Source organism: Gordonia sp. PDNC005 (assembly GCF_016919385.1).
Lineage (GTDB): Bacteria > Actinomycetota > Actinomycetes > Mycobacteriales > Mycobacteriaceae > Gordonia.
Window position 1 is genome coordinate 4,171,913 of record NZ_CP070351.1, and the last position, 25,806, is coordinate 4,197,718.

Annotated in this window: 22 protein-coding genes; 13 read left to right on the plus strand and 9 right to left on the minus strand. The window is 65.8% G+C overall.

The genetic code is table 11. From position 1 onward, the window contains the following. Positions 1 to 67 precede the first annotated feature (67 nt). The 4 genes from JVX90_RS20060 to JVX90_RS20075 are packed head-to-tail and all read left to right on the plus strand — an operon-like array spanning position 68 to position 3,947. Positions 68 to 1,387: an aryl-sulfate sulfotransferase gene (locus JVX90_RS20060; protein WP_205330397.1), complete on the plus strand. Its 1,320-nt coding sequence runs from the start codon at positions 68 to 70 to the stop codon at positions 1,385 to 1,387. Next, on the plus strand, positions 1,384 to 2,208 hold the full coding sequence (locus JVX90_RS20065) for an ABC transporter permease (RefSeq protein ID WP_205330398.1): 825 nt from the start codon (positions 1,384 to 1,386) through the stop codon (positions 2,206 to 2,208). The genes JVX90_RS20060 and JVX90_RS20065 overlap by 4 nt, the downstream gene beginning before the upstream one ends. Before the next feature lies 1 nt (position 2,209). Continuing rightward, entirely contained in the window at positions 2,210 to 2,965 is a 756-nt protein-coding gene (locus JVX90_RS20070; RefSeq protein ID WP_205330399.1) for an ABC transporter ATP-binding protein, read from the plus strand. A 22-nt stretch (positions 2,966 to 2,987) separates the two neighbouring features. Beyond that, on the plus strand, positions 2,988 to 3,947 hold the full coding sequence (locus JVX90_RS20075) for an ABC transporter substrate-binding protein (RefSeq protein WP_205330400.1): 960 nt from the start codon (positions 2,988 to 2,990) through the stop codon (positions 3,945 to 3,947). A gap of 23 nt (positions 3,948 to 3,970) precedes the next feature. Here JVX90_RS20075 and JVX90_RS20080 read toward each other — a convergent pair whose 3' ends face one another. Next, entirely contained in the window at positions 3,971 to 4,684 is a 714-nt protein-coding gene (locus tag JVX90_RS20080; protein WP_205330401.1) for a glutamine amidotransferase, read from the minus strand. Beyond that, entirely contained in the window at positions 4,684 to 5,955 is a 1,272-nt protein-coding gene (locus tag JVX90_RS20085; protein WP_205332519.1) for a MurT ligase domain-containing protein, read from the minus strand. The genes JVX90_RS20080 and JVX90_RS20085 overlap by 1 nt, the downstream gene beginning before the upstream one ends. Positions 5,956 to 6,028: 73 nt before the next feature. On the opposite strand from JVX90_RS20085, the gene JVX90_RS20090 reads away from it, so the two are divergent. From JVX90_RS20090 to JVX90_RS20100, 3 genes are all read left to right on the plus strand, one after another. Next, on the plus strand, positions 6,029 to 6,475 hold the full coding sequence (locus tag JVX90_RS20090; RefSeq protein WP_205330402.1) for a hypothetical protein: 447 nt from the start codon (positions 6,029 to 6,031) through the stop codon (positions 6,473 to 6,475). A 74-nt stretch (positions 6,476 to 6,549) separates the two neighbouring features. After that, positions 6,550 to 8,052: a sugar porter family MFS transporter gene (locus tag JVX90_RS20095; RefSeq protein WP_205330403.1), complete on the plus strand. Its 1,503-nt coding sequence runs from the start codon at positions 6,550 to 6,552 to the stop codon at positions 8,050 to 8,052. Between the two features lie 30 nt (positions 8,053 to 8,082). Further along, positions 8,083 to 9,150, plus strand: coding sequence for an alpha/beta hydrolase (locus tag JVX90_RS20100; RefSeq protein ID WP_205330404.1), 1,068 nt, complete (start codon positions 8,083 to 8,085; stop codon positions 9,148 to 9,150). Positions 9,151 to 9,231: 81 nt separating this feature from the next. Here JVX90_RS20100 and JVX90_RS20105 read toward each other — a convergent pair whose 3' ends face one another. Next, on the minus strand, positions 9,232 to 10,776 hold the full coding sequence (locus JVX90_RS20105; protein WP_240193975.1) for an MFS transporter: 1,545 nt from the start codon (positions 10,774 to 10,776) through the stop codon (positions 9,232 to 9,234). A 32-nt stretch (positions 10,777 to 10,808) separates the two neighbouring features. Here JVX90_RS20105 and JVX90_RS20110 point away from each other — a divergent pair, with 32 nt between their 5' ends. Next, positions 10,809 to 11,786 carry a YafY family protein gene (locus JVX90_RS20110; protein ID WP_205330406.1) on the plus strand — a complete coding sequence of 326 codons (978 nt, stop codon included), beginning with the start codon at positions 10,809 to 10,811 and terminating at the stop codon, positions 11,784 to 11,786. Positions 11,787 to 11,829: 43 nt separating this feature from the next. Here the strand turns inward: JVX90_RS20110 and JVX90_RS20115 are convergent, their stop codons facing one another. Then, on the minus strand, positions 11,830 to 12,444 hold the full coding sequence (locus JVX90_RS20115) for an ASCH domain-containing protein (protein WP_205332520.1): 615 nt from the start codon (positions 12,442 to 12,444) through the stop codon (positions 11,830 to 11,832). A gap of 179 nt (positions 12,445 to 12,623) precedes the next feature. Here JVX90_RS20115 and JVX90_RS20655 point away from each other — a divergent pair, with 179 nt between their 5' ends. Then, entirely contained in the window at positions 12,624 to 14,972 is a 2,349-nt protein-coding gene (locus tag JVX90_RS20655; protein WP_240193976.1) for an Ig-like domain-containing protein, read from the plus strand. A gap of 102 nt (positions 14,973 to 15,074) precedes the next feature. On the opposite strand, the gene leuA is transcribed toward JVX90_RS20655, so the two are convergent. Both leuA and JVX90_RS20130 read right to left on the minus strand, forming a co-directional pair. After that, entirely contained in the window at positions 15,075 to 16,922 is a 1,848-nt protein-coding gene (gene leuA, locus JVX90_RS20125; RefSeq protein ID WP_205330407.1) for a 2-isopropylmalate synthase, read from the minus strand. A 160-nt stretch (positions 16,923 to 17,082) separates the two neighbouring features. Then, the gene (locus JVX90_RS20130; RefSeq protein ID WP_205330408.1) at positions 17,083 to 18,570 is read right to left on the minus strand and encodes an MFS transporter; all 1,488 of its coding nucleotides are present in this window, start codon (positions 18,568 to 18,570) and stop codon (positions 17,083 to 17,085) included. Positions 18,571 to 18,792: 222 nt separating this feature from the next. Between JVX90_RS20130 and JVX90_RS20135 the strand changes: the two genes are divergently transcribed. The 4 genes from JVX90_RS20135 to JVX90_RS20150 all read left to right on the plus strand — a co-directional run bounded on the left by JVX90_RS20135 (position 18,793) and on the right by JVX90_RS20150 (position 22,848). Then, positions 18,793 to 19,824, plus strand: a complete 1,032-nt coding sequence (locus JVX90_RS20135) for an ABC transporter ATP-binding protein (protein ID WP_205330409.1) — start codon at positions 18,793 to 18,795, stop codon at positions 19,822 to 19,824. A 40-nt stretch (positions 19,825 to 19,864) separates the two neighbouring features. Then, positions 19,865 to 21,043 carry an ABC transporter substrate-binding protein gene (locus JVX90_RS20140; protein ID WP_205330410.1) on the plus strand — a complete coding sequence of 393 codons (1,179 nt, stop codon included), beginning with the start codon at positions 19,865 to 19,867 and terminating at the stop codon, positions 21,041 to 21,043. A gap of 92 nt (positions 21,044 to 21,135) precedes the next feature. Beyond that, positions 21,136 to 22,032 carry an ABC transporter permease gene (locus JVX90_RS20145; protein WP_205330411.1) on the plus strand — a complete coding sequence of 299 codons (897 nt, stop codon included), beginning with the start codon at positions 21,136 to 21,138 and terminating at the stop codon, positions 22,030 to 22,032. A gap of 15 nt (positions 22,033 to 22,047) precedes the next feature. Continuing rightward, positions 22,048 to 22,848: an ABC transporter permease gene (locus tag JVX90_RS20150; protein WP_205330412.1), complete on the plus strand. Its 801-nt coding sequence runs from the start codon at positions 22,048 to 22,050 to the stop codon at positions 22,846 to 22,848. Between the two features lie 73 nt (positions 22,849 to 22,921). Here JVX90_RS20150 and JVX90_RS20155 read toward each other — a convergent pair whose 3' ends face one another. The 3 genes from JVX90_RS20155 to JVX90_RS20165 all read right to left on the minus strand — a co-directional run bounded on the left by JVX90_RS20155 (position 22,922) and on the right by JVX90_RS20165 (position 25,690). Then, positions 22,922 to 23,599, minus strand: a complete 678-nt coding sequence (locus JVX90_RS20155; RefSeq protein WP_205330413.1) for a cache domain-containing protein — start codon at positions 23,597 to 23,599, stop codon at positions 22,922 to 22,924. A 14-nt stretch (positions 23,600 to 23,613) separates the two neighbouring features. Further along, positions 23,614 to 24,354 (minus strand): GntR family transcriptional regulator, encoded by a 741-nt coding sequence (locus tag JVX90_RS20160; RefSeq protein ID WP_205330414.1) that lies wholly within the window; start codon positions 24,352 to 24,354, stop codon positions 23,614 to 23,616. A 163-nt stretch (positions 24,355 to 24,517) separates the two neighbouring features. Next, positions 24,518 to 25,690 carry a hypothetical protein gene (locus tag JVX90_RS20165; protein ID WP_205330415.1) on the minus strand — a complete coding sequence of 391 codons (1,173 nt, stop codon included), beginning with the start codon at positions 25,688 to 25,690 and terminating at the stop codon, positions 24,518 to 24,520. Between the last annotated feature and the right edge of the window lie 116 nt (positions 25,691 to 25,806).

The following is a 25,806-nucleotide window of genomic DNA, read 5'->3' on the forward strand; positions in this document are numbered from 1 at the left end:
CCCCTGTATCGCACCAGGTCAAACCTAATCTAATCGATTAGAACCGCAACGAAGGGACAGTCACATCATGGCGATCGCGACACTCACCGGGGTCACACACCTCGAGCCTGCACTGGTCCACGACAGCTATGTGCTGTTCACCGGGGCCGACACGGTCACGCGACTCATCGACCTCAACGGAGACGTCGTCCACGAATGGCCGTACGCCGGCGTGCCGCCGCGCATTCTCGATCCGGCGATCAACGGCGGTCGTGTCGGCGACGTCGGCGTCCAGCTCAGTTCGAGCGGCGACTCGCGTGGCGGCATCTACGCCAACGGCAGCGTTGGGCGTCTCGATTGGAACGGCGACGTGCGTTGGGAGTGGGGTGCTCAGGCGCCGACCGGGCCCGCCAGGCAGAACCATGACTGGGAGCAACTGCCGAACGGCAACTGGCTCGTCCTCGTCACCGTCCCCCGTGTGGTTCCGGGATTGAGCCACAGGACGATCGGTGACCAGGGACTCTACGAAGTCGACCCGACGGGTGCCGTCGTGTGGCAGTGGCTCGCAGGTGACCATCTCGATCAGTTCGGGTTCTCCGAGGCCGGGCGCGCGGCGATCGCCGCGACCGTCGACCGCGACCCCGACGACCCGTGGGGCTACCTCGAGATGAACAGTGCGAAGACCCTCGGTCCGAACAAGTGGAACGCCGCCGACCCGGACGGTCCGTTCCACCCCGACAACATCCTGGTCAGCTTCCGAAAGGCGAACGTCGTCGCGCTGATCGACAAGCAGACCGGCGACGTCGTGTGGCGTCTCGGCCCCTACTTCGACGCGGTGCCGGGAGCGCAGCATCAGCGCATCAACTCGCATGCCGTGCCTCGCCCGCTCGACCAGATCTCCGGCCAGCACAATCCGCACCTCATCGCTGACGGCCTGCCCGGAGCGGGCAATGTCCTGATCTTCGACAACCAGGGGGGTGCGGGCTATCCGGCCGCCCCTCTCGGAATCTATGCAGGATCCCGTGTCCTCGAAGTGAATCCGACAAACAGGGAGATCGTCTGGCAGTACACCGCAGAAGACTCCGGACGGCCGACCTGGGAGTTCTTCAGCTCCTTCGTCAGCAACGCTCAGCGTCTCCCCAACGGCAACACACTGATCACCGAAGGCATGCGCGGCCGGCTGTTCCAGGTGACACCGGACGGGACGATCGTGTGGGAGTACCACAGCCCGTACCTCGGGCACGGCGTAGCGGGAGAGCCCGAGGTCGACACGCCTCGAGTGGACGGCGTCGACAGGCTCAGCCAGACAAGGCTGGTGTACCGCTCGCAGGCCGTTCCGTTCGACTGGACCCCGGTCGGCACTCGGCGTGCGACGCTGCGATCGGTGGACGGGACGATCTCCCGATGACATCTCTCACGGCGGTCGGTCGCCGGGAGGCGGTACGACGCACGGTGCCGGCCGGGGTGCGACGCGCACTCATCTCGGCGGCCTGGATCGTCGCCGGGCTCGGCGGAGTCGCCGCCGTATGGTCGACCATCGTCGCCGCCGGCGTCTTTCCGCGGGCTTTGTTCCCGAGCGTTCCCGACATCGTCACCGCGGGTCGAGATCTGTGGGATGAGGGTCTGCTGGTCGGCGATCTGTCGTCCAGTTTGCAGCGAGCCGCCGCCGGCTTCGTCCTCGGCGGAGCGACCGGATTGATGATTGCAGTCGCCACCGCTACGACGACGCTCGGTCGGAACCTGTTGCAGCCGGTCCTCCGGGTCTTGTCGCCGATTCCGACAATCGGTCTGATCCCCCTGGTAATCCTGTGGTTCGGGTTGGGGGAGACCAGCAAGATCCTGGTGATCAGTGTGGGGGTGTTCGTTCCGGTGTGGATCAACGCCCATGCCGGGATCGTGTCGACTCCGCGTGAGTACCTGCTCGCTGCGCGATGCCTCGGCGCCTCCCGCGTGCACACCCTGCGCCGGGTGATCCTGCCCGAAGCCGCACCGGACATCATCGCAGGCCTGCGGGTCGGCGCGGCGATGGCGTTTGTGCTGATCGTCGTCGCCGAGATGACCGGAACGACGGCGGGCCTCGGCTACCGGATCTCGCAGGCGCAACTCTTCTCGCAGGCCGACCGCCTCATCGTGTGCTTGTTGATCCTCGGCGTGATCGGCGCCGTGTGCGACATCGTGATCGCGGCGGCGAGCGCACCGCTCACCCGCTGGTCCATCCAGGAACGTTGACATGACGATCACCACCCGCGAATTGACTGTCCGCTTCCCCGGCACCGCCCGTGCGGCCCTGCACGAGATAGACATGACGATCCCGAAGGGTTCATTCACCGTCTTCGTAGGCGCCTCGGGCAGTGGGAAGTCCACGCTGCTTCACTCGCTCGCGGGCTTGCAAACCCCGACGTCAGGTGTTGTCCTCGACAACGACGAACAAGTGACCGGGCCCGATCCTCGACGTGGCATGGCGTTTCAACGTGACGTCCTGTTTCCCTGGATGACCGTCGCGGACAACATCGAGTTCGCACTCATCGCGGGCGGCGTTCCGCGTCCCGCGCGTGGTCGGCGCATCGCTGAACTCCTCGACGTCGTCGGGCTGTCCCCCGAGGTCAGTCGACAACGCCCGGCCGAACTGTCCGGCGGAATGCGCCAGCGCGCGGGAATCGCCCGGATGCTCGCGGCAGACCCCGACGTACTGCTCATGGACGAGCCGTTCGCGGCTCTCGACGCGCTGACCCGACTCCGAATGCAGGATCTGATCCTCGACCTGTGGGGGCAGACGGGCCGAACCGTCGTGTTCGTGACTCACGATGTCGACGAAGCCGTCCGGCTCGCCGACACGATCGTCGTCCTGCAGCGGGGCCGGATCGTCGAACGCATAGACAACCCTGTTCCCAGGCCTCGCCCCGCCGACGTACTGGCCGACCTGCCCGGATACCCCGATACCAGACGCACCCTCCATCAACTGCTCGGCGTCGCCGACCACGTCTGAAACTCAGCAGAAAGAAGCTCCCATGACCAATCGTCTTCCACGCAGGATCGTCGCCGCAGCCGCCGTCGCACTCAGCGCGGCGGGAATGCTCGCCGCGTGCTCATCCGTCGACGACGATCCCTCGACGCTCACCGTCGGGTTCGTCGTCGATCCCTCGTGGGCCCAAGTCCCCGTCGCCGCCGACACCGGCCTGTTCACATCGCACGGGGTGACGGTGAAGGTCGTCAACTTCTCGTCGGGCGTTGAGGCGCTCCAGGCGGCCGTCGCAGGCCAGGTCGACGTGACGACCGCAGCCGACGTCCCGACAGCCGCCGCGCTCGCGAAGTCGACTGACATCAAGGTTGTCGGCGACGGAGCACGCTGGGCCGGATCCAGGATCATCGCACGCAAGCAGTCCGGCATCACGACTGTCAACGACCTCGCCGGCAAGCGGATCGGCACGCCGATCGGTACGAGCGCAGGCTACTTCGCGTCGAACGTCCTCGACCGATCCAAGCTCGACGCCGACCTCGTCCAGGTGGCGCCGTCGGCGGTCGTCACCGCGATCACGCGCGGCGACGTCGACGCGGTCTCGATCTTCCAGCCGTACCAGGCGCAGTCGATCGAGGCCCTCGGTTCAGACGCAGTGGTCCTCGACGGCGGCGACTACCGGCAGCGCAGTCTGTACCTCGCGACTACAAAGGCGATCAGCGGGAAACGAGACGCACTCACGAAGTTCTTCCAAGCGATCAGCACCGCCGGACGCAAGCTCATCGTCCGTGATCCGGCTGCGGTCAAGGCAGTCGCCTCCGCGACGAACCTCGATGAGAAGTTGCTGGCGACAGTGTTGCCGGAGTTCGACTTCACGCTCGAACTCGGTGACCTGCCGGTGAAGCTGCGTGAACTAGGGGAGTGGGCCAAAGCCCAGGGCAAGATCGACGAAGGAACCGTCCTACCCGACTACAGCGCCGCGATCGACTCCGGATTCCTGCCGACGACGTGACTCGTCGCCGGTACTGAGACGGCTCAGCGACCGGCCGCCAGACGCTCCCGACGGAGTCGGTCGACCTGGGGGAGGTCGAGGGGAGCGAGCTCGGACCCGGTCGCCTTCGCCAGCAGGTAGTCGGCCAGCTCGGGGTTTCGGGCGAGGAGAGGGCCGTGCATGTAAGTGGCGAGAACACTGCCCTGCACGACGCCTTCGACGGGTTCGCCGCCTCCGTTGCCGACTCCGTGCCTGACCCGGCCGAGCGGCTTGGCGGCCTGCCCGAGAGTAGTCCCGCCGCGGTGGTTCTCGAACCCCGACAGCGACTGCGTGAGACCGTCCAGCAGCGGATCGGTGATGAGTTCGCCGATCGCCCTGACCTCCCGAGGCGACGTCGTCAGATCGAGCATGCTGATGCCCGACACACGCTCGCCCGCCGACGTCTCGTACCAGTGGCCGAGCACCTGGATGGCGGCGCAGATCGCGAGGATGGGCGTGCCCTTCTCTGCTGCGCGCTGCAGGCCGGGATGCTCCGCGAGATGCCGTGTTGCGATGCGCTGAGCAGCGTCCTCGGCGCCGCCGAGCGTGTAGACGTCGAGCGAGTCGGGGACGTCGTCTTCGAGCGTGAGCTCCACGATCTCCGCGTCCAACCCGCGCATACGTGCACGTTGGCGCAGAATCAGCGCGTTGCCGCCGTCACCGTAGGTACCCATCACATCGGGCAGGACCAGACCGATCCGCAGAGTCGACTCGCTCATCACTTCTCCTCGACTGTCACATCGGCGCCGGCTCTGTTCATCGCGATAGCGAGGTCGCGGAACGCCGTGTAATTGGCGAGGACCTCGACTCGACCCGGAGGGCAGGTCCGGATGGCGACCAGCGGGTCGTCGACGACGGTGTGCTCGGCGCCCGCGTACAGCAAGCGCACCGACAGATCTGCGGCACGCTCACCTGCCGCGATGACCTTCGTGTTCTCGAACTCTTCGAAGCGCACGTCCCAGAGCCACGAGAGGTCTTCGCCGTCCGGGACCTGCCCGTTCACAGCGATCACGAGACTGTCGGCGTCCGGGTCGATCATCGACAGCGCTTCCTGCCAGCCCGCGGGGTTCTTTGCCAGCAGGGTGCGAACGCGGTGTTCGCCGAGACGCTGGACGCCGTACCGGCCCGCGATCTCGCCGACCGTGCCGACTGCCTTCGTGGCCGCGGCGGGATCGGCGCCCATCGCGACGGCCGTCGCGATCGCCTGCGTCGCGTTGCCGCGGTTCGCGCGGCCGGGCACCTTCAGCATGAGGGGAGCGGTGAAACCGTCGGGCCCGTAGACGTTGTCGTCGTCGAACCACCAGTCGGGCGTCGGCCTGCGGAACGACGGAGTGCCGCTCGAATACCAGTCGCCGTCACGTCGGATGATCGGTTCGCCCGACCGAGGGCAGCCGACGGAGTCGCCGACCCATGCCGCGCCTGCGGCCACCCACACGACGTTCTTGCCGTCGTATGCGGCCGAAGTCACGAGGACGTCGTCGCAGTTCGCGACAACCGTCGATTCCGGGTGCGCGTCGACAGCGCCACGCAGGCGGCGTTCGATCACGTTGATCTCGCCGACCCGGTCGAGCTGATCGCGCGAGAGGTTCAGCATCGTGATCACCGCGGGAGAGGTGCTATCGGCGACGTTCGGCACGTGCAACTCGTCCACTTCGAGGGCGGCGAGCGGCGCAGGCCGATGCAGCGTCAGCGTCGCGATGATGCCCGCGTCCATGTTCGCGCCGTCCTCCTGCGTCGCGACGTCGCTGATGGTGGCGAGCGCGGCGGCAGTCATACGCGTGGTGGTCGACTTACCGTTGGTCCCGGTGATCAACGCCGTCTTCTTGCCCGCAGCGAGGCGAGCCATGATCTTCGGATCGATCTTCTCGGCGATCAGGCCACCGATCATCGATCCCTTGCCGCGACCTGCGGTGCGCGACGCCCAGCGGGCTGACGCCGCGGCCGCGAGGGCGGTACGGGTGCGAATCGGGAGGCGAGGGGCATCCGGCATACCGTCGAGTTTCCCACACGAGCCGATCGCGACCGCCTGCGTGCGCTGTGAGCATCGTGACAGGATGACGAGCATGGCTGATTTGTCCACGACGCGGCCCGCCAAATCCTGGCAGGAGTTTCGTCTGGCGCACATCTTCGTGGTGATGTCAGCGCCCTGGATCATCTTCTACTTCCTCATCGAGGCGGACATTGGCTCCCCGGACGTTCGAACTGTGCTGATGCGGACTTCGCTCTTGTGCGCCGCCTTGTGCGTCGGGGCTCTGTTGCTGCGGCGCACGGGTCCGAGCGCCGCAGCAACGTATCCCTTCGCGGGACTGTGGGCCGGATTGGCGGCCGTCAGCTCCGCCACTGCGGCGAAGCTGGGCGATGACCGACACATCTGCGGTGGAGTGGGCCCGGCACACTGCTCACCTGCGACGGACGTCATCATCGGCGGAATGCCGGTGGTCGGAGTCGTCATCATTTACGCGATCGCGTCCATCTTCTGGAATGGAGTGGTGCGAGAGCGCGAGGACTAGGCGTTTCACGGATCCGCTGCGCCGCCCGTGTCCTACGATCGGAGTACTCGTCCGCCGTAGATCGAAGGGTGCACATGAACGTCTCCGGCCCCACCTCTGACGCAGGAGCGACATCTGATGAAGAGGGGACCGGACACGGAGTGGTTCGCATCGCCTCCGTCGCCGCATTGGGCGGACTGCTGTTCGGCTATGAGACATCGGTCATCAACGGGGCGACTAAGGCGCTTGAAGAGGACTTCGCGATCAACTCCGGCACACTCGGCTTCGCTGTCGCCTCAGCCCTCCTCGGAGCAGCGGCAGGCGCGTTGACCGCGGGTCGGATCGCCGACCGGATCGGTCGTCTGATGGTGATGAAGATAGCGGCGGTGCTGTTTGTCCTCAGTGCTGTCGGTTGCGCTTTTGCGCCGTCCAGCTGGGGTACCGGCGGGCTGGTGCTCTTCATCGTGTTCCGCGTTGTCGGCGGATTCGCGGTCGGCGTCGCATCCGTGATCGCACCCGCCTACATCGCGGAGACGTCGCCTGCGGGTATCCGGGGCAGGCTCGGCTCCCTTCAGCAACTTGCGATCGTGCTGGGCATCTTCCTCTCATTCCTGGTGAACCTTGCGCTGCGCAACATCGCGGGCGGCGCCAACGAAGTGCTGTGGTTCGGGATGGACGCCTGGCGGTGGATGTTCCTGATGATGGCTGTGCCTGCGATCCTGTACGGAGTGCTGTCGGGCACCATTCCGGAATCGCCGCGCTACTTGATCTCGCAGCAACGACTTCCCGAAGCACGTGCCGTGCTCGAACGGCTTCTCGGCGCACGCGATCTCGAACTGACCATCGACCGCATCCGGGCGAGCATGAACAGCGAGAAGAAGCCGTCCTGGCGCGACCTCAAACGTCCGTCGGGCGGCATCTACCCGGTGGTCTGGATCGGTCTCCTCCTGTCGGTCTTTCAGCAGGCGGTCGGAATCAACGTGGTGTTCTACTACTCGAATGTGCTGTGGGAGGCCGCGGGCTTCGACGAGAGTCAAGCGTTCCTCACGTCCACGATCACCTCCGTCATCAACATCGCGACGACGCTCGTCGCGATCGCCCTCGTCGATCGGGTGGGGCGTCGCCCGCTCCTTCTCGTCGGCTCGGTCGGCATGACGGTGACGCTCGCCGCCGTCGCGGTGTGCTTCGGTCAGCTCACCGACAAAATCGAGAACGGGCAAGTGGTGATGAAGGATGGCGAGGCGGTGCAGACTCTGCCGGGCGCGTGGGGTGTCGTCGCGCTCATCGCCGCGAACGGCTTCGTCGTCTTTTTCGGGATGAGTTGGGGACCGATGGTGTGGGTTCTGCTCGGTGAGATGTTCCCGAACCGGTTCCGCGCCGCGGCGTTGTCGGTCGCCGCTGCAGGCCAATGGGCTGCGAACTGGGTGATCACGATGACGTTCCCGGCGATCAAGGACTTCAGTCTGACCTTCGGCTACTTCATGTACGCGGCGTTCGCATTCTTGTCGTTCCTCTTCGTCGCCAAGTTCGTACCGGAGACGAAAGGCCGGTCTCTGGAGGACATGGACCGTCTCGCCGGAGTGACCGACGACGCATAGTGACAATGGTTGGTGATAGGTTCGGCAACTGTGAGCCGCGCAACGTCAGTCCGCCTGTCCCTGCAAGCACGCGCCCAGCGCCCGGCGATGAAGGCTCTCGGCCTGCTTCCGCGTGGTGTGCTCGCCGCGCTCGCCCGGGCCACACGAACCAATTCCGACGGCGAGAGCCTCGCTCCCGAGATGTCCGTCATCGCGGCAGCCTCACGGCACCTTCCGGGTGCGGCGCTGCTGAACGGTGACGTCGCGCAGTCGCGAACGATTCTCGACCAGACGTCGGCGTCGATGGCGCAGACGTTCCCGCCTTTCGCGATCGAAGAGGATCTGATCATTCCGTCCGCGGACGGTCCGATTCCCGCGACGCGATACCGCGTCAGTGAGTCCGGTGCCCGCGGTCTGATCGTCTTCCTTCATGGCGGAGGGTTCGTCGTGGGCAGCCGGGCCAGTCACGACTCGCTTGTCCGGGCGTTGGCAGTCGCGTCGGGCGCCGACGTCTTGTCCGTCGATTATCGCCTCGCGCCGGAGCATCAATTCCCCGCAGCTGTGGACGACTCGGTCGCGGCCTTCCGCTACGCCGTCGAACAGGCGCCGACGTGGGGGCTCGACCCTCGCCGCATCGTTGTCGCGGGCGACTCGGCAGGCGGCAACCTGAGTGCTGTCGTCGCGCAGCAGGTGCGCGACGACGCGGTGCAGCCCTGCCTCCAACTCCTCATATACCCCGTGACCGACGTGTCGACCAAGCGCGGGTCCATCAAGGAGTTCTCCGAAGGCCTGTTCCTCACCGAGGCAGACATGGAGTTCTTCATCAACACGTACCTTCCGTCGCGAGACGACGTGGAAGATCCGCGGGCCTCGCCGCTGAAGGGCGAGCTGGCAGGACTCCCACCGGCGTACGTTGTGGTCGCGGGCTTCGATCCGCTGCGCGACGAAGGCCTCGATTACGCTGCGGCACTTGAGAGGGCGGGCGTCGACGTGACGGTGAACCGCGCAGGCGGAATGATCCACGGGTTTGCGAACATGGGCCTCATCAGCCCGACCGCCCGCGACGTGGTCGCTGCGATGGCCGCCGCTGCCGCGGCGGCGATGGACGCGGCGGCCTGACCGCCTAGGATCGCCCGTCTCATCGGTCTACGAGGGCGATATGCCCTCGTAGACCGATGAGACAGGCGATCTTTGTAGTGCTCAGATGGTGATCTTCACTTTCGGCATGGCTTGCGCGATCACGGCGCCGAAGGCGACGAGGCCGATCATGATCCACATCGCGATGCGGTAGGCGTCGTCGAAACCGGACGACTCCGACACCGTGCTGTACACGGTGCCGATCACTGCGGCGCCCATCGCCACCGTCAATGCCTGGACGGTGTTGAACACGCCGGAGGCGGCGCCCGCCTGCTCGACGGGGACATCGTTGAGGACGAGCAGCCCTGCCGCACCGACGATCAGTCCGAAGCCGAGACCTGCGACGGTCAGAGCAACCGCGAACCAGATTCCGGGGTGGGCGGAGCCGTTGGCGACGATCATCGAAGTCATGCCGGTGATCAGTACGGCCGCGCCGGCCTGGAGGACGTGTTTGCCGAACTTGGCGGCGAGCACGGTGGCCGAGAGGCCTGCGGCGATCGGGACGGCGAACGAGAACGGGATCCACATGAGGCCGGTGTGCAGCACGGACCAGCCCTGAGACAACTGGACGTGCAGGGACTGCACCAGGAAGTAGCCGCCGGTCGGGATCGACAGCGCTGCGAATGCGGCGAGCCCGGAGCGGAACGAGACCGTGCCGAACACCGACGGCGGGACCATGGGCACGGAGCCCGCACGTTCAGCGGCGACCTGACGAGCGCCGAACAGGGCCAGTCCCACCGCGCCGAGCGCGATCAGGATGAATCCCCATGCGGGCCAGTCGTTCTCAGGTCCGAGGGTGATCGGAGCCATGATCGCGGCGAGCGAGCCTCCGAGCAGTGCGACAGAGCCGAGGGTGATCGGCGCCGGACGGTCGGCGTGAGTCTCCGGGATGAAGATTCGAGCAGCGATCACCGCGATGACGGCGATCGGAACGTTGATCAGGAATGCGGGACGCCATGAGAGGTCGAACCAGTCGCTGTTGGTGATCACTGCGCCCAATACCGGTCCGGTGACTGCGGCGACACCGATGACCGACGTGAACAGCCCCATGGCGCGGCCGCGTTCGGCCGGCGGGTAGAGGACCTGGATGTTGGTCAGGACCTGCGGAACCATCAACGCGGCAGCGGCGCCCTGGATGAGGCGGAACGTGACGAGCTGGGTCGGGTCCGCGGCGAGGCCACAGGCGAGGGACGCCGCGCCGAAAGCGACGAGCCCGAGTATGAACAGGCGACGCCTGCCGTAGCGGTCACCCAGCCGTGCACCGAGAATCAGTCCGATCGCATAGGCGAGCGGATAGCCTGCGACGATCCACTGCAGAGCGGCGGGGGAGGCCCCGAGGTCTTCCTGCAGAGTGTGGAGCGCGACGTTCACGATGGTCGCGTCCATGAGCTCCATGAACGACGCGGCGAGCAGGCAGACGAGGGCGATCGTGCGCGCTCGCCCACCGATGCTCGGGCCGGAATCAAGGGTCGACGCGCTGGGCGCCGGGGTGTCTAGGGTGGTGCTCACGAGGTGCTCCTGCCGGTGAGTGGTCTTTCGGTCACCGACGACGTTACGAAGCAATGTGGACAGGAACTGTCCGGTAAGATCGAGAATAATTCCGGTCATTTTCTGTCCGCTATCGGAGTGAGGATCACTGTATGGCCGACACGACGACGCGAACTCTGAAGCTGCTTGCGCTTCTGCAAGCACATCGGCTGTGGGCGGCAGCGGAACTCGCCGATCGACTCGACACCACCGAGCGGACTGTTCGTCGCGACGTCGAACGCCTCCGTGAACTCGGTTACCCGGTCGAGTCGGTACGCGGCGCAGGTGGTGGCTATCAGCTTGCGCCGGGTGGCTCGCTGCCGCCGTTGGTGGTGGACGAGGGGGAGGCCGTCGCGATCGTTGCGGCGCTGCGTAGTGCGGCATCAGGCCCTGCAGCAGGATTGGCGGAGGCGTCGGTCCGCGCGTTGGCGAAAGTCATGCAGGTGCTGCCACCCAAACTTCGACGGCGTGCCGATGCCGTCCGCGCGATGAGCGTGACATTGCCCGGCGAAGCGGAAGCCCCGGTACTCGATGCGGAGGCTCTGACCACGGTGGCCCTCGCATGCCGTGACTCGACGGAACTCACGTTCGACTACGCGCCTGCGGCTCGCGACGGGCGGGTGCCCGGACGTCGCCGTGTAGAGCCGCTACGTCTGGTCCCGGTGGGACGACGCTGGTACCTGCTCGCGTACGACCTCGACCGTCTCGACTGGCGCACCTTCCGGCTGGACAGACTCGCCGACGCCAAACCGGAGAAGCGTCGTTTCGGTCCGAGGACCGTCCCCGGCGGGGATGCGGCGGCGTACGTGCGGAACAGCTTGCGAGCGGGGCGCGATCAGCACGTCGTCCGACTCCTGGTGCACACAGACGCCGATCTCGTCCGGTCGCGGATCGGCCGTCACGCCGAGGTCGCCGCCCATGCCGACGGTGCGTTGGTCACGATGCAGGTGGACGATGCGAGGTGGATCGCCGTCGCCATGGGCGGCCTCGACGCAGACTATGAGTTCATCGAGATCCCGCCCGCCGTCTTGCACGAGTTGAGGGGCCGCAACGCCCGTGAAGCCAGGGCCCTCTATCTCGCCGAGCGCTGATCTTCCTTGCTCAAGGAGCACGGGAGAGCGGAGTCGTCCCGGCTCATCGAGCGGAGTCGAGATGTGCCAGATACGCCGCGCCACGCGGTGAGAGTTCGTATCCGACGTCGTGGCTGATGGTGAGCCCGAGCGCCTTGAGCTTGCGGATGTCGACTTTCATCGGAAGCAACTCGACCTGACGCAGCGCTGCGAGCTCCTTGGACACCACTCGCGGGTTGTCGCGGATCCATTCGAGGATCTCCCGGGTCCACGGGCCGGTCTCGCGCTTGTCGAGCCGTGCGAGACGGGCGGTGATGTCGTCGAGTTCGACATCGGATGGGATCTGCTCGCGGAGAGCGAGCCGGGGATCCTCGCCGGCCCATTCGAGCGTCACCCGGTAGATCGTGTCGCCGCCTTTTGATCCACGCGGAGACGGTTTGCGGTTGGGCTTCGGGGCAAGCGCCTTCCGCAGGGCGGCGGCGTCCTTCATCCCGGCGGCGCGCGCAGACCGGTCTGAGATGCGCTCGACGTCGCTCACCCGGGCCACTCGGGTGAAGCGGACCAATCCCGCCGACGTGACCTGCGTGGATCCGACCTTCACCCGCGGTTCGTCCCACCTGCGGAACTGGCAGGTGATCCTGCCTTCGCGAATACCGTCGGCGATCGGCTTGGAGATCATCACGTCTCAACTGTGCCGTACGCGCTGTCCCGAAAACGACGTTCGCCATCGATTCGTGGACACGAATCGATGGCGGAGTCGCGGTTCTGTGCCGTACCAGGAGATCTGCTGGGCGTGATTTGTGATCGGTGTCATACATGTAGGAATCGATCTCTCTGCGAACTGAACGAAGGACCTCCATGAGACTGACAACCAGTCGTGCCGTCGCCCTGGTGGGCGGCGCGGCGTTGCTCGCGGGCACGTTGGGCGCGGTGCCCGCGTCTGCGGCCACGAGCACCGCATCGTTTAAGAACTCCTGTATTGCAGGCTCGGTGATCGGCGACCAGAAGCGCATCACGAATACAACGATGACTATCGACGCCCCGGAGTCCGTGACTCCGGGAGAGACGTTCTCGTACACGATTCAGCCGAGCGCTTCGTCGTACCCGGACAAGGATTCTGGTGCAACCACAACGAACCTGTCACGAATCAAGTTCGACTATGAGATTCCGGACAACGCGACTTACGTCAGTTCCGAAGTAGTAGCGGGCACCGGTGTCGGTCTGTCGGGCGTGGCGCCGAACGTCCTGCGCGTGAACACGAGCGGAAACGTCGACGCCGGTGGCACCGTCATCCGCCTGTCCGGCGACAACCAGGTGATCGGCAATGGTCCGTCGGCGAGCACGAACTCTGAGGGCGGCATCCTCGTAGCGAAGACGAAGAAGAACCTCGACGGTTCGACCAACAGCGGCGGCGAGACCTGGTTCCGTCTGCCCGCGATCAAGGTGACGTTGAAGGCGGGCCAGTCCGGGAGCATCCAGCCCAAGATCCGTACTTCCGGCAACGCCGGAAATCAGGGGGATCACGCGAACTACAACACCCAGCTGGCCAAGGCTTCATTCCTGGGAACGCAGTGGGCGCCGACTCGCTGTTCTCCTCGGGACACCGACGGTGGTGCCTTGAACTCGGGTGCGGGTCCGCTCGCGACCATCAACATCGAATCGGCAGCACCGGTCGACGAGGACACGACGACCACGGTGTCGGCTCCGGGAACCGCGACCAAGGGCGACGAGGTGACGCTCTCGGCGACTGTCGCGCCCAACCCCGGCGGCGGAACTGTCCAGTTCAAGGTCGACGGCAATGACGTGGGGGCGCCGGTGTCGGCGTCGAACGGAACGGCCTCGATCCAGCACACCTTCAACACCACCGGCAGCCGCCAGGTCACGGCGGTGTTCTCGGGTGCATCGGGTTTCAACGGCTCGACATCGTCGGCTAAGACGGTGACAGTCTCCGATCCGACACCGATCGACATCGACACGACAACGACCGTGACGGCACCGGGGACGGCGACCGCGGGTGACGCGGTGACGCTCTCGGCGTCGGTGTCTCCGGCTCCGCTCGGCGGCACGGTGCAGTTCAAGGTCGACGGCGATGCCGTCGGCACTCCGAAGACGGTCACTGCGGGTAGCGCGTCGATCCAGCACACGTTCGCATCGGCCGGCGCTCATCAGGTGACCGCGGTGTTCTCGGGGTCGACCGGTTTCGGCGCGTCCACCTCGACGGCCAAGACGGTCACGGTCAGTGATCCGACGCCGATCGACGAGGACACCACCACAACGGTGTCGGCTCCGTCGTCTGCGACCAAGGGGGACGCGGTGACGCTGTCGGCGACGGTCGCTCCGAATCCGGGTGGCGGCACGGTGCAGTTCAAGGTCGACGGGACCGACGTCGGTTCGCCCGCGGCGGTGACCGGCGGCACTGCGTCCATCCAGCACACCTTCACCGCCAACGGCAGCCGCGAGGTGACCGCAGTGTTCTCGGGAGCGGCAGGCTTCAACGGCTCCACATCGGCGGCCAAGGCGGTCACGGTCAACGATCCGGCCCCGACCGATGAGGACACGACGACGACTGTCACCTCACCGGGTGCGGCGATCACCGGCGACGCGGTGACGTTGTCGGCGTCGGTGTCCCCGACTCCGAACGGCGGCACCGTGCAGTTCAAGGTCGACGGCACCGACGTCGGTTCACCCGCAGCGGTGACCGGTGGCAACGCGTCCATCCAGCACACCTTCACCACAGTGGGCAGCCGCCAGGTGACCGCCGTCTACTCCGGTGCAGCCGGGTACAACGGCTCCACATCGGCGGCAAAGACGATCGTCGTCTCCGCACCGGATCCGGGGGACGAGTCGACGACCCTCACGGTGTCGGCGCCGTCGACCGCTCAGAAGGGCGTCGCGGTGGAGCTCAAGGCCGCTCTGACGCCGTCGAGCGTGAACGGCGGAACTGTGCGCTTCCAGGTCGACGGCACTGACGTCGGCGGTCCGGTGACCGTCGTGAACGGTGAGGCGACTCTGCAGCACACGTTCGCCGCCGGCGGGAATCACACCGTCACGGCGACGTACAGCGGCACAGACGGATACTCGGGCTCCATCTCGGGGCCGAAGATCGTGAAGGTCGACGGTGACGGAGGTACCGACGGCGGCAACGGTTCGCTCGACTTCGGCAGCCTCAGCATGGGCGCGGCCGACGTGATCCGCTCGATCTTCTGATCGACCAACGCATGCACCCCCGCTCGACGAGCGGGGGTGCATGCGTTTCCTGCGCTTTGCGCCGCTCTGAAGCGGGGGCCGCGCGGTAGATCGCGATTCGGGCTACGGAGCCCAGGTGCGGGCGCCCTCGGCGGCTTCCTCTGCGGGAGCCGCGGAGCGGTGTGCGCGGTTCACCGCAGACACGACTGCGCGGAGGCTCGCGGTGGTGATAGACGGCGCGATGCCGACGCCCCACACGATCTCGCCGTCGACCTCGGCTTCCACGTAGCAGACGGCGTTGGCGTCGTCGCCCGCCGTCAGCGCGTGCTCGGAGTAGTCGAGCACGCGGACGTCGTACCCGACTGTCGAGATCGCGTGGACGAACGCGGCGAGCGGGCCGTTGCCTGCGCCGACGATCTCCTTCTCCACGCCGTCGACCTTGACGATCGCCGAGATCTGGTCTTCGCCGCCGTCCTCCTCTGCGGCGTCGACGCGCTGCCGGATGCGCTCGAGCGGAGTGACCGGCTCCAGGTACTCCTGCGAGAACACGTCCCACATGGCCTTGGCGTTGACCTCGCCGCCTTCGCCGTCGGTGATCTTCTGGATCTCTCGGCTGAACTCGATCTGCAGGCGACGAGGCATGTCCATACCGTGGTCGGCCTTCATGATGTAGGCGACGCCGCCCTTGCCGGACTGGCTGTTCACACGGATGACCGCTTCGTAATTCCGGCCGACGTCCTTGGGGTCGATCGGCAGGTAGGGGACCTGCCACAGGATGTCGTCGATGTCCTTGTCCTGCGCGTCGGCGTCGATCTTCATCTGATCGAGGCCCTTGTTGATGGCGTCCTGGTGGCTGCCGGAGAACGCCGTGTAGACGAGGTCGCCGCCGTACGGGTGACGCTCGGGGACGTTCAACTGGTTGCAGTACTCGACGGTGCGACGGATCTCGTCGATGTCGGCGAAGTTGATCTGCGGGTCGACACCGCGGCTGAACATGTTCATGCCCAGCGTCACCAGGCACACGTTGCCGGTGCGCTCACCGTTGCCGAACAGGCACCCCTCGATGCGGTCGGCGCCTGCCGCGTATCCCAGCTCGGCGGCGGCGACACCTTCACCGCGGTCGTTGTGGGGATGCAGACTCAGGATGATCGAGTCGCGACGCTCCAGGTTGCGGCTCATCCACTCGATGGAGTCGGCGTACACGTTCGGCGTCGCCATCTCGACGGTCGCAGGCAGGTTGATGATCAGCGGCTTGGTCGGGGTGGGCTTGATGACGGCGGAAACGGCGTCGCACACTTCCTTGGCGTAGCTCAACTCGGTGCCGGTGTAGCTCTCCGGGGAGTACTCGTACCGCCAGTTGGTGTCCGGGTACTTCTTCTCCTCCTCCAGGCAGAGGGTCGCGGCGTCGGTGGCGATCTTGGTGATCGCCTCCTTGTCGGCGCGGAACACCACACGACGCTGCAGCACCGACGTGGAGTTGTAGAAGTGAACGATCACGTTCTGCGCACCGGCGCAGGCCTCGTAGGTGCGGGTGATCAGTTCGCCGCGCGCCTGGGTCAGCACCTGGATGGTGACGTCATCGGGGATCGCGCCGTCTTCGATGATCTCGCGGACGAAGTCGAAGTCCGTCTGGCTGGCCGACGGGAAACCTACCTCGATCTCCTTGTAGCCCATCCGGACCAGGAGATCGAACATGCGGCGCTTTCGTGCCGGGCTCATCGGATCGATCAGCGCCTGGTTGCCATCGCGCAGGTCGACGGCACACCACATCGGGGCGCGGTCGATCACCTTGTCGGGCCAGGTGCGGTCGGGCAGTGAGATCTGCTCCACCTCGTCGGCGAAACTGCGGTAGCGGTGGACGGGCATCGCGGAATTGCGCTGCGGATTCCAGCTCGGCTGGCCGTCTGGGATGGGGCCGGACGGCTCGACGATACGGCTCGGTCCGGAAGTGAAGGCGTCAGCTGGTGCCATTTTCGGTCAATCTCCTACTGAAATAAGGATGGGGTTGACCGGCGCGTGAAGAGGCCCCGCGACGGAGGGCCGGTCGGATCAGACCCCGCCGCGGCAACCGAGAAGGAGTGCACGCTGCATGTCGCCAGGATAGCACTCGGGAATCGGCCGCCCGCGTCGGTCAGTGGACGCCGTGCTGAATGCGGATGGATCCGCGCATGACCACCATGACGACCACTGAGAGTGCGGCGAGCAGTAATCCACCGGCGATTGCGGCAACGTGCAGGCCGTCGACGAACGCGGCTCGCGCCGCATCGGCCGCGGGACCTGTTGTTCCGTGGATGTGAAGCGTCTCGCCGAGGGAGTCGGAGAACCCGTGTCCGTCGTCTTTCGACAGGAATACCGCGGTCGCGAGGGAACCGAGCAGAGCCAGTCCCAGTGCAGTTCCGAGCTCGAAACTGGTCTCGGAGAGCCCGGACGCCGCGCCGGATTTCTCCGGCGGGGCCGAACCGACGACCACATCGGTGACAAGCGAGAACTGGATGCCGAATCCGACGCCGGCGAGAGCCGTGAGGACCAGGAAGATCCACAGGTCGCTCGTCTCGGTGAGTGCGACCAGTCCGATGGTGGCGACGGCTGCGATCAGGACCGACCCGGCGAGTGCGATGCGAACCCCGACCTTTCTGGTCAGCCGGTCCGCGTACACCGAGAAGAACGCCACGGTGATGGCCATCGGGATGCCCGCCAGGGCGGCCTCCAGGACGTCGAAGCCGAGGACGGACTGCAGGTAGAGGTTGGTCAGGTAGGCCAGTCCGCCTTGCGTCATCATGCCGACGAGTGCGATGGCGAGGGACGCGCTGATCGTCGTGTTCTTGAAGAGGCTGAGGGTGAGCAGCGGGGACGGGGCCCGGTTCTCGTGGACGAGGAAGGCGACGAGCATCACGATGCCGAACACTCCCGCCCCGATCGTCGGCGCGGAGACGCCCTCGGCGGCGAGCGCCTTGACCGCGTAGACGGCGGGAAGGATGCCGAGCAGGGACAGCGCGACGCCGATGAAGTCGAACGGTTCGGTGTGATCGGCGCGGAACTCGGGCAGCAGAGATGGCGCCGCCACGAACAGCACTGCCAGCACCGGGACATTGATGAGGAACACCACTCCCCACCAGTAGTGGTGCAGGAGCACACCGCCGATCACGGGGCCGATCGCGGCGCCGCCCGCAAACGCCGCGGTCCACACGCCGATCGCACGTGCGCGTTGCCCAGCGAGCGGGAACATGTTGGCGATCAGGGAGAGGCTGGCCGGCATGAGGGTGGCTCCGCCGATGCCCATGAGGGCGCGGGCCGCGATGAGGAATCCGGCGCTGGGGGCGAACGCGGCCATCACCGAGGCGATGCCGAACACTGCGGCGCCTGCGAGAAGGATGCGTCGTCGGCCGATGCGGTCGCCGATGTTGCCCATCGTGATCAGCAAGCCGGCGATCATGAATCCGTAGATGTCGAGGATCCAGAGTTGTTGTGTCGCAGACGGTCCCACCGAGTCGATGATCGTCGGCATGGCGAGGTAGAGGACTGAGAAGTCCATCGAGACGAGCAGTACGGGTAGCTGCAGAACGATGAGGCCGAACCACGTACGACGGGTGGCGGCCTGACCGGCGGCGGGCGCAGACATGCGAGTTCTCTTCCGGGTCGCGGGAGACGGTTAGGCGGCAAGACTCCGGGTTGCGGAAGAACGCCAGGTCCAAGGGTACGTGCCCGCCTTCCGAAATCCATCTCTCAACTTGCTCACAGAAAAGTCTTTCAATAAAGCCTCTAGTGTTATATGTTTTCTCGCATGATTCAGATCACATCAACCCATCGAATGTGATCCACGAGCGACATGAGGGAGTGGGCGATGAACGACGAGAAGCCGGAGACGAAGGTGGCAGTCCGCCTACGTCAGGTCTGCAAGAAGTTCGGCGACATGACCGCCGTCGACGACCTCGACCTCGACATCCGTGACGGGGAGTTCTTCTCGATGCTCGGACCGTCGGGCTCGGGCAAGACAACAGTGCTGCGACTCATCGGCGGATTCGAACTGCCGACGTCGGGGACCATCGAGCTCCACGGCGAGGACGTGACCGACAAAGCCCCGTTCGAGCGGAACGTCAACACGGTGTTCCAGGACTACGCGCTCTTCCCCCACATGAACGTGCTGGACAACGTCGCCTACGGGCTACGGGTGCGGAAGGTCGGCCGCGCGGAACGACGCGAACGCGCCCGCGCGGCCCTCGACCGCGTGCAGCTGGGCAAGCTCGCCGACCGTAAGCCCGAACAGCTGTCCGGCGGTCAGCGGCAGCGCGTCGCCATCGCACGAGCGCTTGTCGTCGAACCACGAGTGCTCCTCCTCGACGAACCGCTCGGAGCGCTCGACCTCAAACTCCGGCGCGAGATGCAGGTGGAGCTCAAGGAACTGCAGCGCTCCGTCGGAATCACCTTCATCTTCGTGACCCACGACCAGGAAGAGGCGCTCACGATGAGCGACCGCGTCGGCGTGTTCAACAACGGCGCGCTGCAGCAGGTCGACACTCCGCGTGGGCTGTACACGCGCCCGAACAGTCGATTCGTCGCCGACTTCGTCGGGACGTCGAACCTGTTCACCGCGCAAGCCGCGACGAGGCGGTACGGCCGGGACACGGAGTTCACGCTGCGTCCAGAACAGATCGCCTTCGGTGAGCTGCCCGGTGCTGACCGAAGCTCGGGCTCCGGCGAGGTGACGTCGGTGGCGTATCTCGGCGCCACCACCCACGTCACCGTACGACTCGATGACGGCACGGAGATCGTGGCGCTGCATCCGGGCGGCGGAGACGGCATCGAACCAGGTCAGGCCGTGACGGTGTCGTGGTCCGACGCCGATGTCGTCTGGCTGCCCCAGACCGCGGCGTGATCGCGACCGCACCGAATTTCTCCAAATCGAAAGGAACATCATGAAGTTCAGCAAGAAGGCACTCGCGGTGGCGAGCGCTGCCGCTGCGCTGGCCGTGACGGTCGCCGCGTGTGGAGCCGATGGCGGCTCCGGCCGGTCGACCGACAAGATGACGGCGCTCGGTGACGGTGAAGGGAAGGTCTCGATTCTCGCGTGGCCCGGCTACGTCGAGGACGGCAGCAACGATCCGAACGCCAACTGGGTCAAGCCGTTCGAAGAGCAGACCGGCTGCATGGTCGAGTTCAAGCCCTTCGGAACATCCGACGAGGCGCTCACGCTGATGCGGTCGGGACAGTACGACGTGGTCTCGGCCTCCGGTGACGCGTCCCTGCGTCTCATCGAGGGCGGCGACGTGGACCCGATCAACACAGACCTCCTGACGAATTACAAGGACGTGTTCCCGTTCCTCAAGAACAAGCCCTGGAACACCGTCGACGGCGTGAACTACGGTGTTCCGCACGGTTGGGGCGCCAATCTGCTGATGTACCGGACCGACATCGTCCAGCCCGCGCCCACATCGTGGAAGGCGGTGTTCGAGGACGCTCCGAAGCACAAGGGCAAGGTGACCGCGTACGACTCGCCCATCTACATCGCCGATGCCGCGATGTACTTGATGGCGCACAAGCCCGAACTCGGCATCAAGAACCCGTACGCACTCGATCAGACCCAGTTCGACGCGGCCGTCGCGCTCCTCAAAGAGCAGCGCCCCAACGTCGGCGAGTACTGGAGTGACATCACCAAGTCGGTCCAGGCATTCGGCAACGGCTCCAGCGTTGTCGGCACCACCTGGCAGGTCGGTGCGAACATCGCCAAGGGCAACAACACTCCGGTCGAGACTGTGTTGCCGTCCGAAGGTGCCACAGGTTGGTCGGACACCTGGATGGTCAGTTCGAAGTCGGAGCGGAAGAACTGCGCCTACAAGTGGCTCGACTACATCGTGTCTCCGAAGGCCAACGCACAGGTCGCCGAGTACTTCGGCGAATCGCCCGCCAACCCCAAGGCGTGTGAGCTGACGACCGACAAGAAGCACTGCGACACCTACCACTCCGGTGACGCCGACTACGCGTCGAAGATCTGGTACTGGACCACGCCTGTCGCCAAGTGCCTCGACGGACGCACCGATGTGAAGTGCATCGACTACTCCGAGTGGACGAAGGCCTGGCTCGAAATCAAGGGCTGACTCGACCGGTGACCGCGCAGTCCTCGCGCTGCGCGGTCACCGTCTCCACGGCGCTTCATCGCCACCACTGACTTTCAACTGAGGACTTCTCGATGACTACCACCTCACACACGGAGGCACCGGTGCGGTCACGACCGCTGTCGGCGCTGCTGAACCGCATGCCGCGGCTGCGTCTGGCCGGGCTCCTGATCCTGCCGACCGGCTGGCTCGCACTGATCTACGTGCTCGCGCTGATCCTGCTGCTGGTGACGTCGCTGTGGACGGTCGACACGTTCACCGGAGCGATCTCGCAGGAGTGGACGTTCGACAACATCAAAGCGGTCCTCACCGAGTCGATCTATCAGAAGGTCGCGCTGCGCACGGTGTTCGTCGCCCTCGCAGTGACGGTCATCGATGTGATCCTGGCTCTCCCGATCGCGTTCTTCATCGCGAAGGTCGCACCGCAGCGATGGCAGAAACTGCTGGTCGCCGCCGTGCTGATGCCGCTGTGGGCGAGTTATCTCGTGAAGGTGTACGCCTGGCGCAACATCCTCGCCGACGGCGGGCTGTTCTCCTGGCTCGCGAAGCCGCTCGGAATCGACAGCCCCGGCTACAGCCTGACCGCCGTTGTCATCACGCTGTCGTACGTGTGGCTTCCGTACATGATCCTGCCGATCCACGCCGGATTCGAACGCATCCCCGGTTCGCTTCTCGAAGCGTCCGGCGACCTCGGGGCCAAGCCGGGGTCGACGATCCGCTGGGTGATCCTGCCGCTGCTCAAGCCGGCGATCATCGCAGGCACCATCTTCACCTTCTCCCTGTCGCTCGGCGACTACATCACCGTCCAGATCGTCGGCGGCACCACTCAGATGTTGGGCAACGTCGTGTACGCCAACGTCGGCGGCGCCAACAACCTCCCACTCGCGGCCGCAGTGTCGCTCGTGCCGATCGTCATCGTCTTCGCCTATCTGCTGCTGGTCCGTCGCACCGGCGCACTGAAGAACGTCTAGCAGGAGCTGATCGATATGAGACTGTCCACGTCTGCCCGCTGGGTACTCGGTGTCCTCACCTCACTCGTCCTCGCGTTCATCTACGTCCCGCTCGGGCTCGTCCTGATCAACTCGTTCAACGCCGACAAGGCGTTCGGCTGGCCGCCCACCGGCTTCACTCTCGAATGGTGGAAGCGCGCCGCACAGAACCAGGCCGTGCTCGACGCCGTGGTGGTGTCGGTGAAGGTGGCGCTGGTCTCGACGGCGATCGCACTCGTTCTCGGAACCCTGCTCGCCATGGCACTGCAGCGGTACTCGTTCTTCGGCAAGAGCTCGGTGAATCTGCTGGCGATCCTGCCGATCGCTCTTCCCGGCATCGTCACCGGCATCGCGTTGAACAACCTGTTCACCACGGTCCTCGGCGTGCCGCTGTCGATGTGGACGGTCATCGTCGCCCACGCCACGTTCTGCATGGTCACTGTGTTGAACAACGCGCAGGCCCGTCTTCAGCAGATGAGTTCGCGGTTGGAGGAGGCCTCGGCCGACCTCGGTGCGGGCGTCTTTCAGACGTTCTGGAACGTGACCCTGCCGCAATTGCGTTCCGCGCTTCTCGCCGGTGGTCTGCTCTCGTTCGCGCTGAGCTTCGACGAGATCATCGTCACCACGTTCACGCTCGGCTCCGGCGAACAGACGTTGCCCGTGTGGATTCTGCAGAATCTCTTCCGCCCGATCCAGGCGCCGATCGTCAATGTGGTCGCAGTGGTCCTGATCGTCGTCTCGGTGATCCCGATCTGGTTGGCGCAGCGGCTCTCCGGTCAGCAGGCGACCGCCCGCTGAGCTGCCCCAAGAATTCACTCGCGCCCGGTGACCACCCCTCCCGGGCGCGAGTGATCCATTTCTGGGGTGACAGTCAGACGACCACCGCGAGTCCGTGACTCAGCGGCCACGTCGTGCGGTCGGTGTTGACGAAATCACCCGGGAGTTCGGATGGTGACGCGGTGACGATCGCGCGTCCTTCGGCGTTGATCAGTGCGGCGTCCGGACCGAGAGCGGCGAGTTCGCGGTAGAGGATCTTCTCCAGGTCGGCGACGGTCACGTCGATGCCCGCGACGGAAGTGGTCGTCGGCGCTCCGGGCCAGGTGACGGGGCAGGTGTAGGTGAGCGCGAACTCGTCGGTGCACAGCATGTCGATGTACGGACCGGTGACGGTGAGTCGTCCGGTGGTGACCGGGCCCTGGTACCAGTCGGCGTCCAGGTAACGGTTCGCGGCGGTCATCGACAGGTTCGCCAGCGCGTCGACACGATCGACGGACTCGCCCTGCCACCAGGCCATGAAGCTGCCGCCCGACGGAAGAAGCCCCGAGGCGGCCACGAACCCGCCTCCCGCGATGTTCGCCTCCGGATCGGCGAGCATCAATTCCACATCGGGTTTGACGATGCGATCCACGGCGGTGGCCGACAGCGAGCCTTGATGGGAGGCGAGCTTTCGGCCCAACTGCACGGACCATTCCTGGACGCGTTCGGCGAACGTGTCCATGGTCGCGGTGATGGCCTCGACTTCTTTCGGTCGGTCCGCCGATCGGCTCATTCCGACCTCCCCCTTCACATCAGTTCAGCGCGCCTCGTGAGGAGCCACGTGGTGTTGGCGGCGATGAGCCCACGCATCGTCGACGTTGCGGCGGACTCGTCACGTGCCTCGAGATGATCGGTCAGATCGTTTCGCAACCGGGCCACCTCGTGCCGGTAGTCCGAGTCCTCGTTGGGTAGGAGTGTGAGGACGCCGTACTCCGACTGCACGGACATCAGAGCACGGGAGAGGCGTGCGATGCGTGCGATCGTCGCGACTTCGACGATGAACTCCGTCTCGACCTGACGCCACGCGACCGACAAGTCGGAAACATCGGGATCGATGGCCGTGATGGCGCGAAGTGCCACGATGTCGGCGGCGCCCGCGCGGCGAGCTGCGGCTCGCGCGCACCCGACGGCGAGAGCCTCGAAATGGGCGGCCATCTCTGCGATCTCGAGCCGCGTCAGGTCACGGAGTCGGTCCTCTGCGCGGGCCGTCGACGGAGCCAGCGCCGGAGAGATGAAGCTGCCGCCGGTACGTCCTCTAGTGGTCACGACGACCTTCTCCGAACGCAGACGCGACAGCGCTTCGCGGATCGTCAACGCGGAGACTCCGAGTGCCGCCGCGAACTCGGCTTCATTGGGCAGACGCTGACCCGGCTGCAGGAGCCCGGACTCCGCGGCGTCGAGGATTCGGTCGGTGATCTGGTCGACCAGAGAACCGGAACGAAGGGGACGGAACACTGCCGACGCACTGCGGATCGGCGCAGTGCTCATCGGAGTCTCCTCGGTTCGGTGTGTGTCCCGAGTGTACCGATGGTCGGATCAGGCCGGATGCGGTTGTGTGCGTCTCTACCCTTAGTCTCGTTTCACTCGCACGGGTCGGCTTTCCGCTCGACGGGGTGAGGAGATGTCTCGACTCCGCTCGAGGGGATGGCGATCAGATCGCGTACTCGAAGACCGTGAGCATGTAGGCGCCGAACCAGGCGGACGCAAGTGCCGCGCCGATCGCGGACGAGACGAATGCGGTCCGCGATGCGCCGGCCAGTCGGACCGCCACCGGCAGGAGAATCACGAATGCGGGCAGCAACAGCCGGGCGCGGGACTGCATCAGGCCGCTCGACAGCAGAACTGACGACATCACGAGCACCGCGTAGACGAGCACCGGCCACGGCAGACGGTCGGCGAACGACCACGCCAGCAGTACCAACGACACGATGATCAGCAGGCAGGTCGCGATCGAGACGAAGTCGGCCGCACCGGTCAGGTTGTCGTAGAGGAAGGTCCCGGTGGCGCGACCGCCGTCGAACCGGGTGTCCCAGCCGGACGTCTGGATGGTGAACCAGCCGGTGGGGGAGCCGGTCTTGGCCCACACGACGCACAGATAACCGACGTACCCCAGAGGCGCGAGAACACCTGCGATCCAGGCGCGGGTCCCGTCGTGGCGAGCGAGCACAGCTGCGAGCATCACCACGAACACGACGGCGATGCCCGTCGGTCGCACCAGTCCGACCGCGAGAGCGCTGAAGCCTGCGAGCAGCCACCTCTCCTCGAGGACCCCGACGAGCGCCCACGCAGTGAGCGCACAGAACAGTGCCTCGGTGTAGGTCATCGACAGCACGATCCCCATCGGGGCCGCCGCGAACAAGATCACCAACATGAGTCCGGCGCGACGGGCCACGGCTTCCGAGGCCTGCGGCCGCATGCGGCGCGCGCACACGGTCCCGAGACGGCTGATGCCGACTGCGGCCGCCACGCCGATCAGCACGTTGACGACGAGGCCGGCCGCGAACGGCGACACGAAAGGCACCTGCGAAATCAGACCGACCAGGCCCGGATACCCGGGAAAGAAGGCGTAGGCAGTTGTCGCCGTGTGTATTCCGTTGGCGTCAGTGCCCGTCGCCGGAACGCCGTCGTACCCGAACTCCGCGATGTCGAGCATCCACGTGCCGTCCCACTTGGTCAGCAGGCCCCGCAGCGCCATGTCGCGGATCCCGCCGAACCAGGCCAGCACCAGCACTCCGATCACCCGGATCGCCAGGTAGACGGTGACGGCGGTCCACGCCGGGGTCCAGCGGAACGTCGGGAGTCGAGAGTGGAGGGCGGAAGTCATCGCGGTCGATCCTACGGACAGGTAGCGGAGGTCACACAGGCGTGCGTAGCCTGCGCGGGGGTCACACCAGGCCGGTAGGGTGGACCACTGACCGATTGAACAGATCCGAGTTCAGC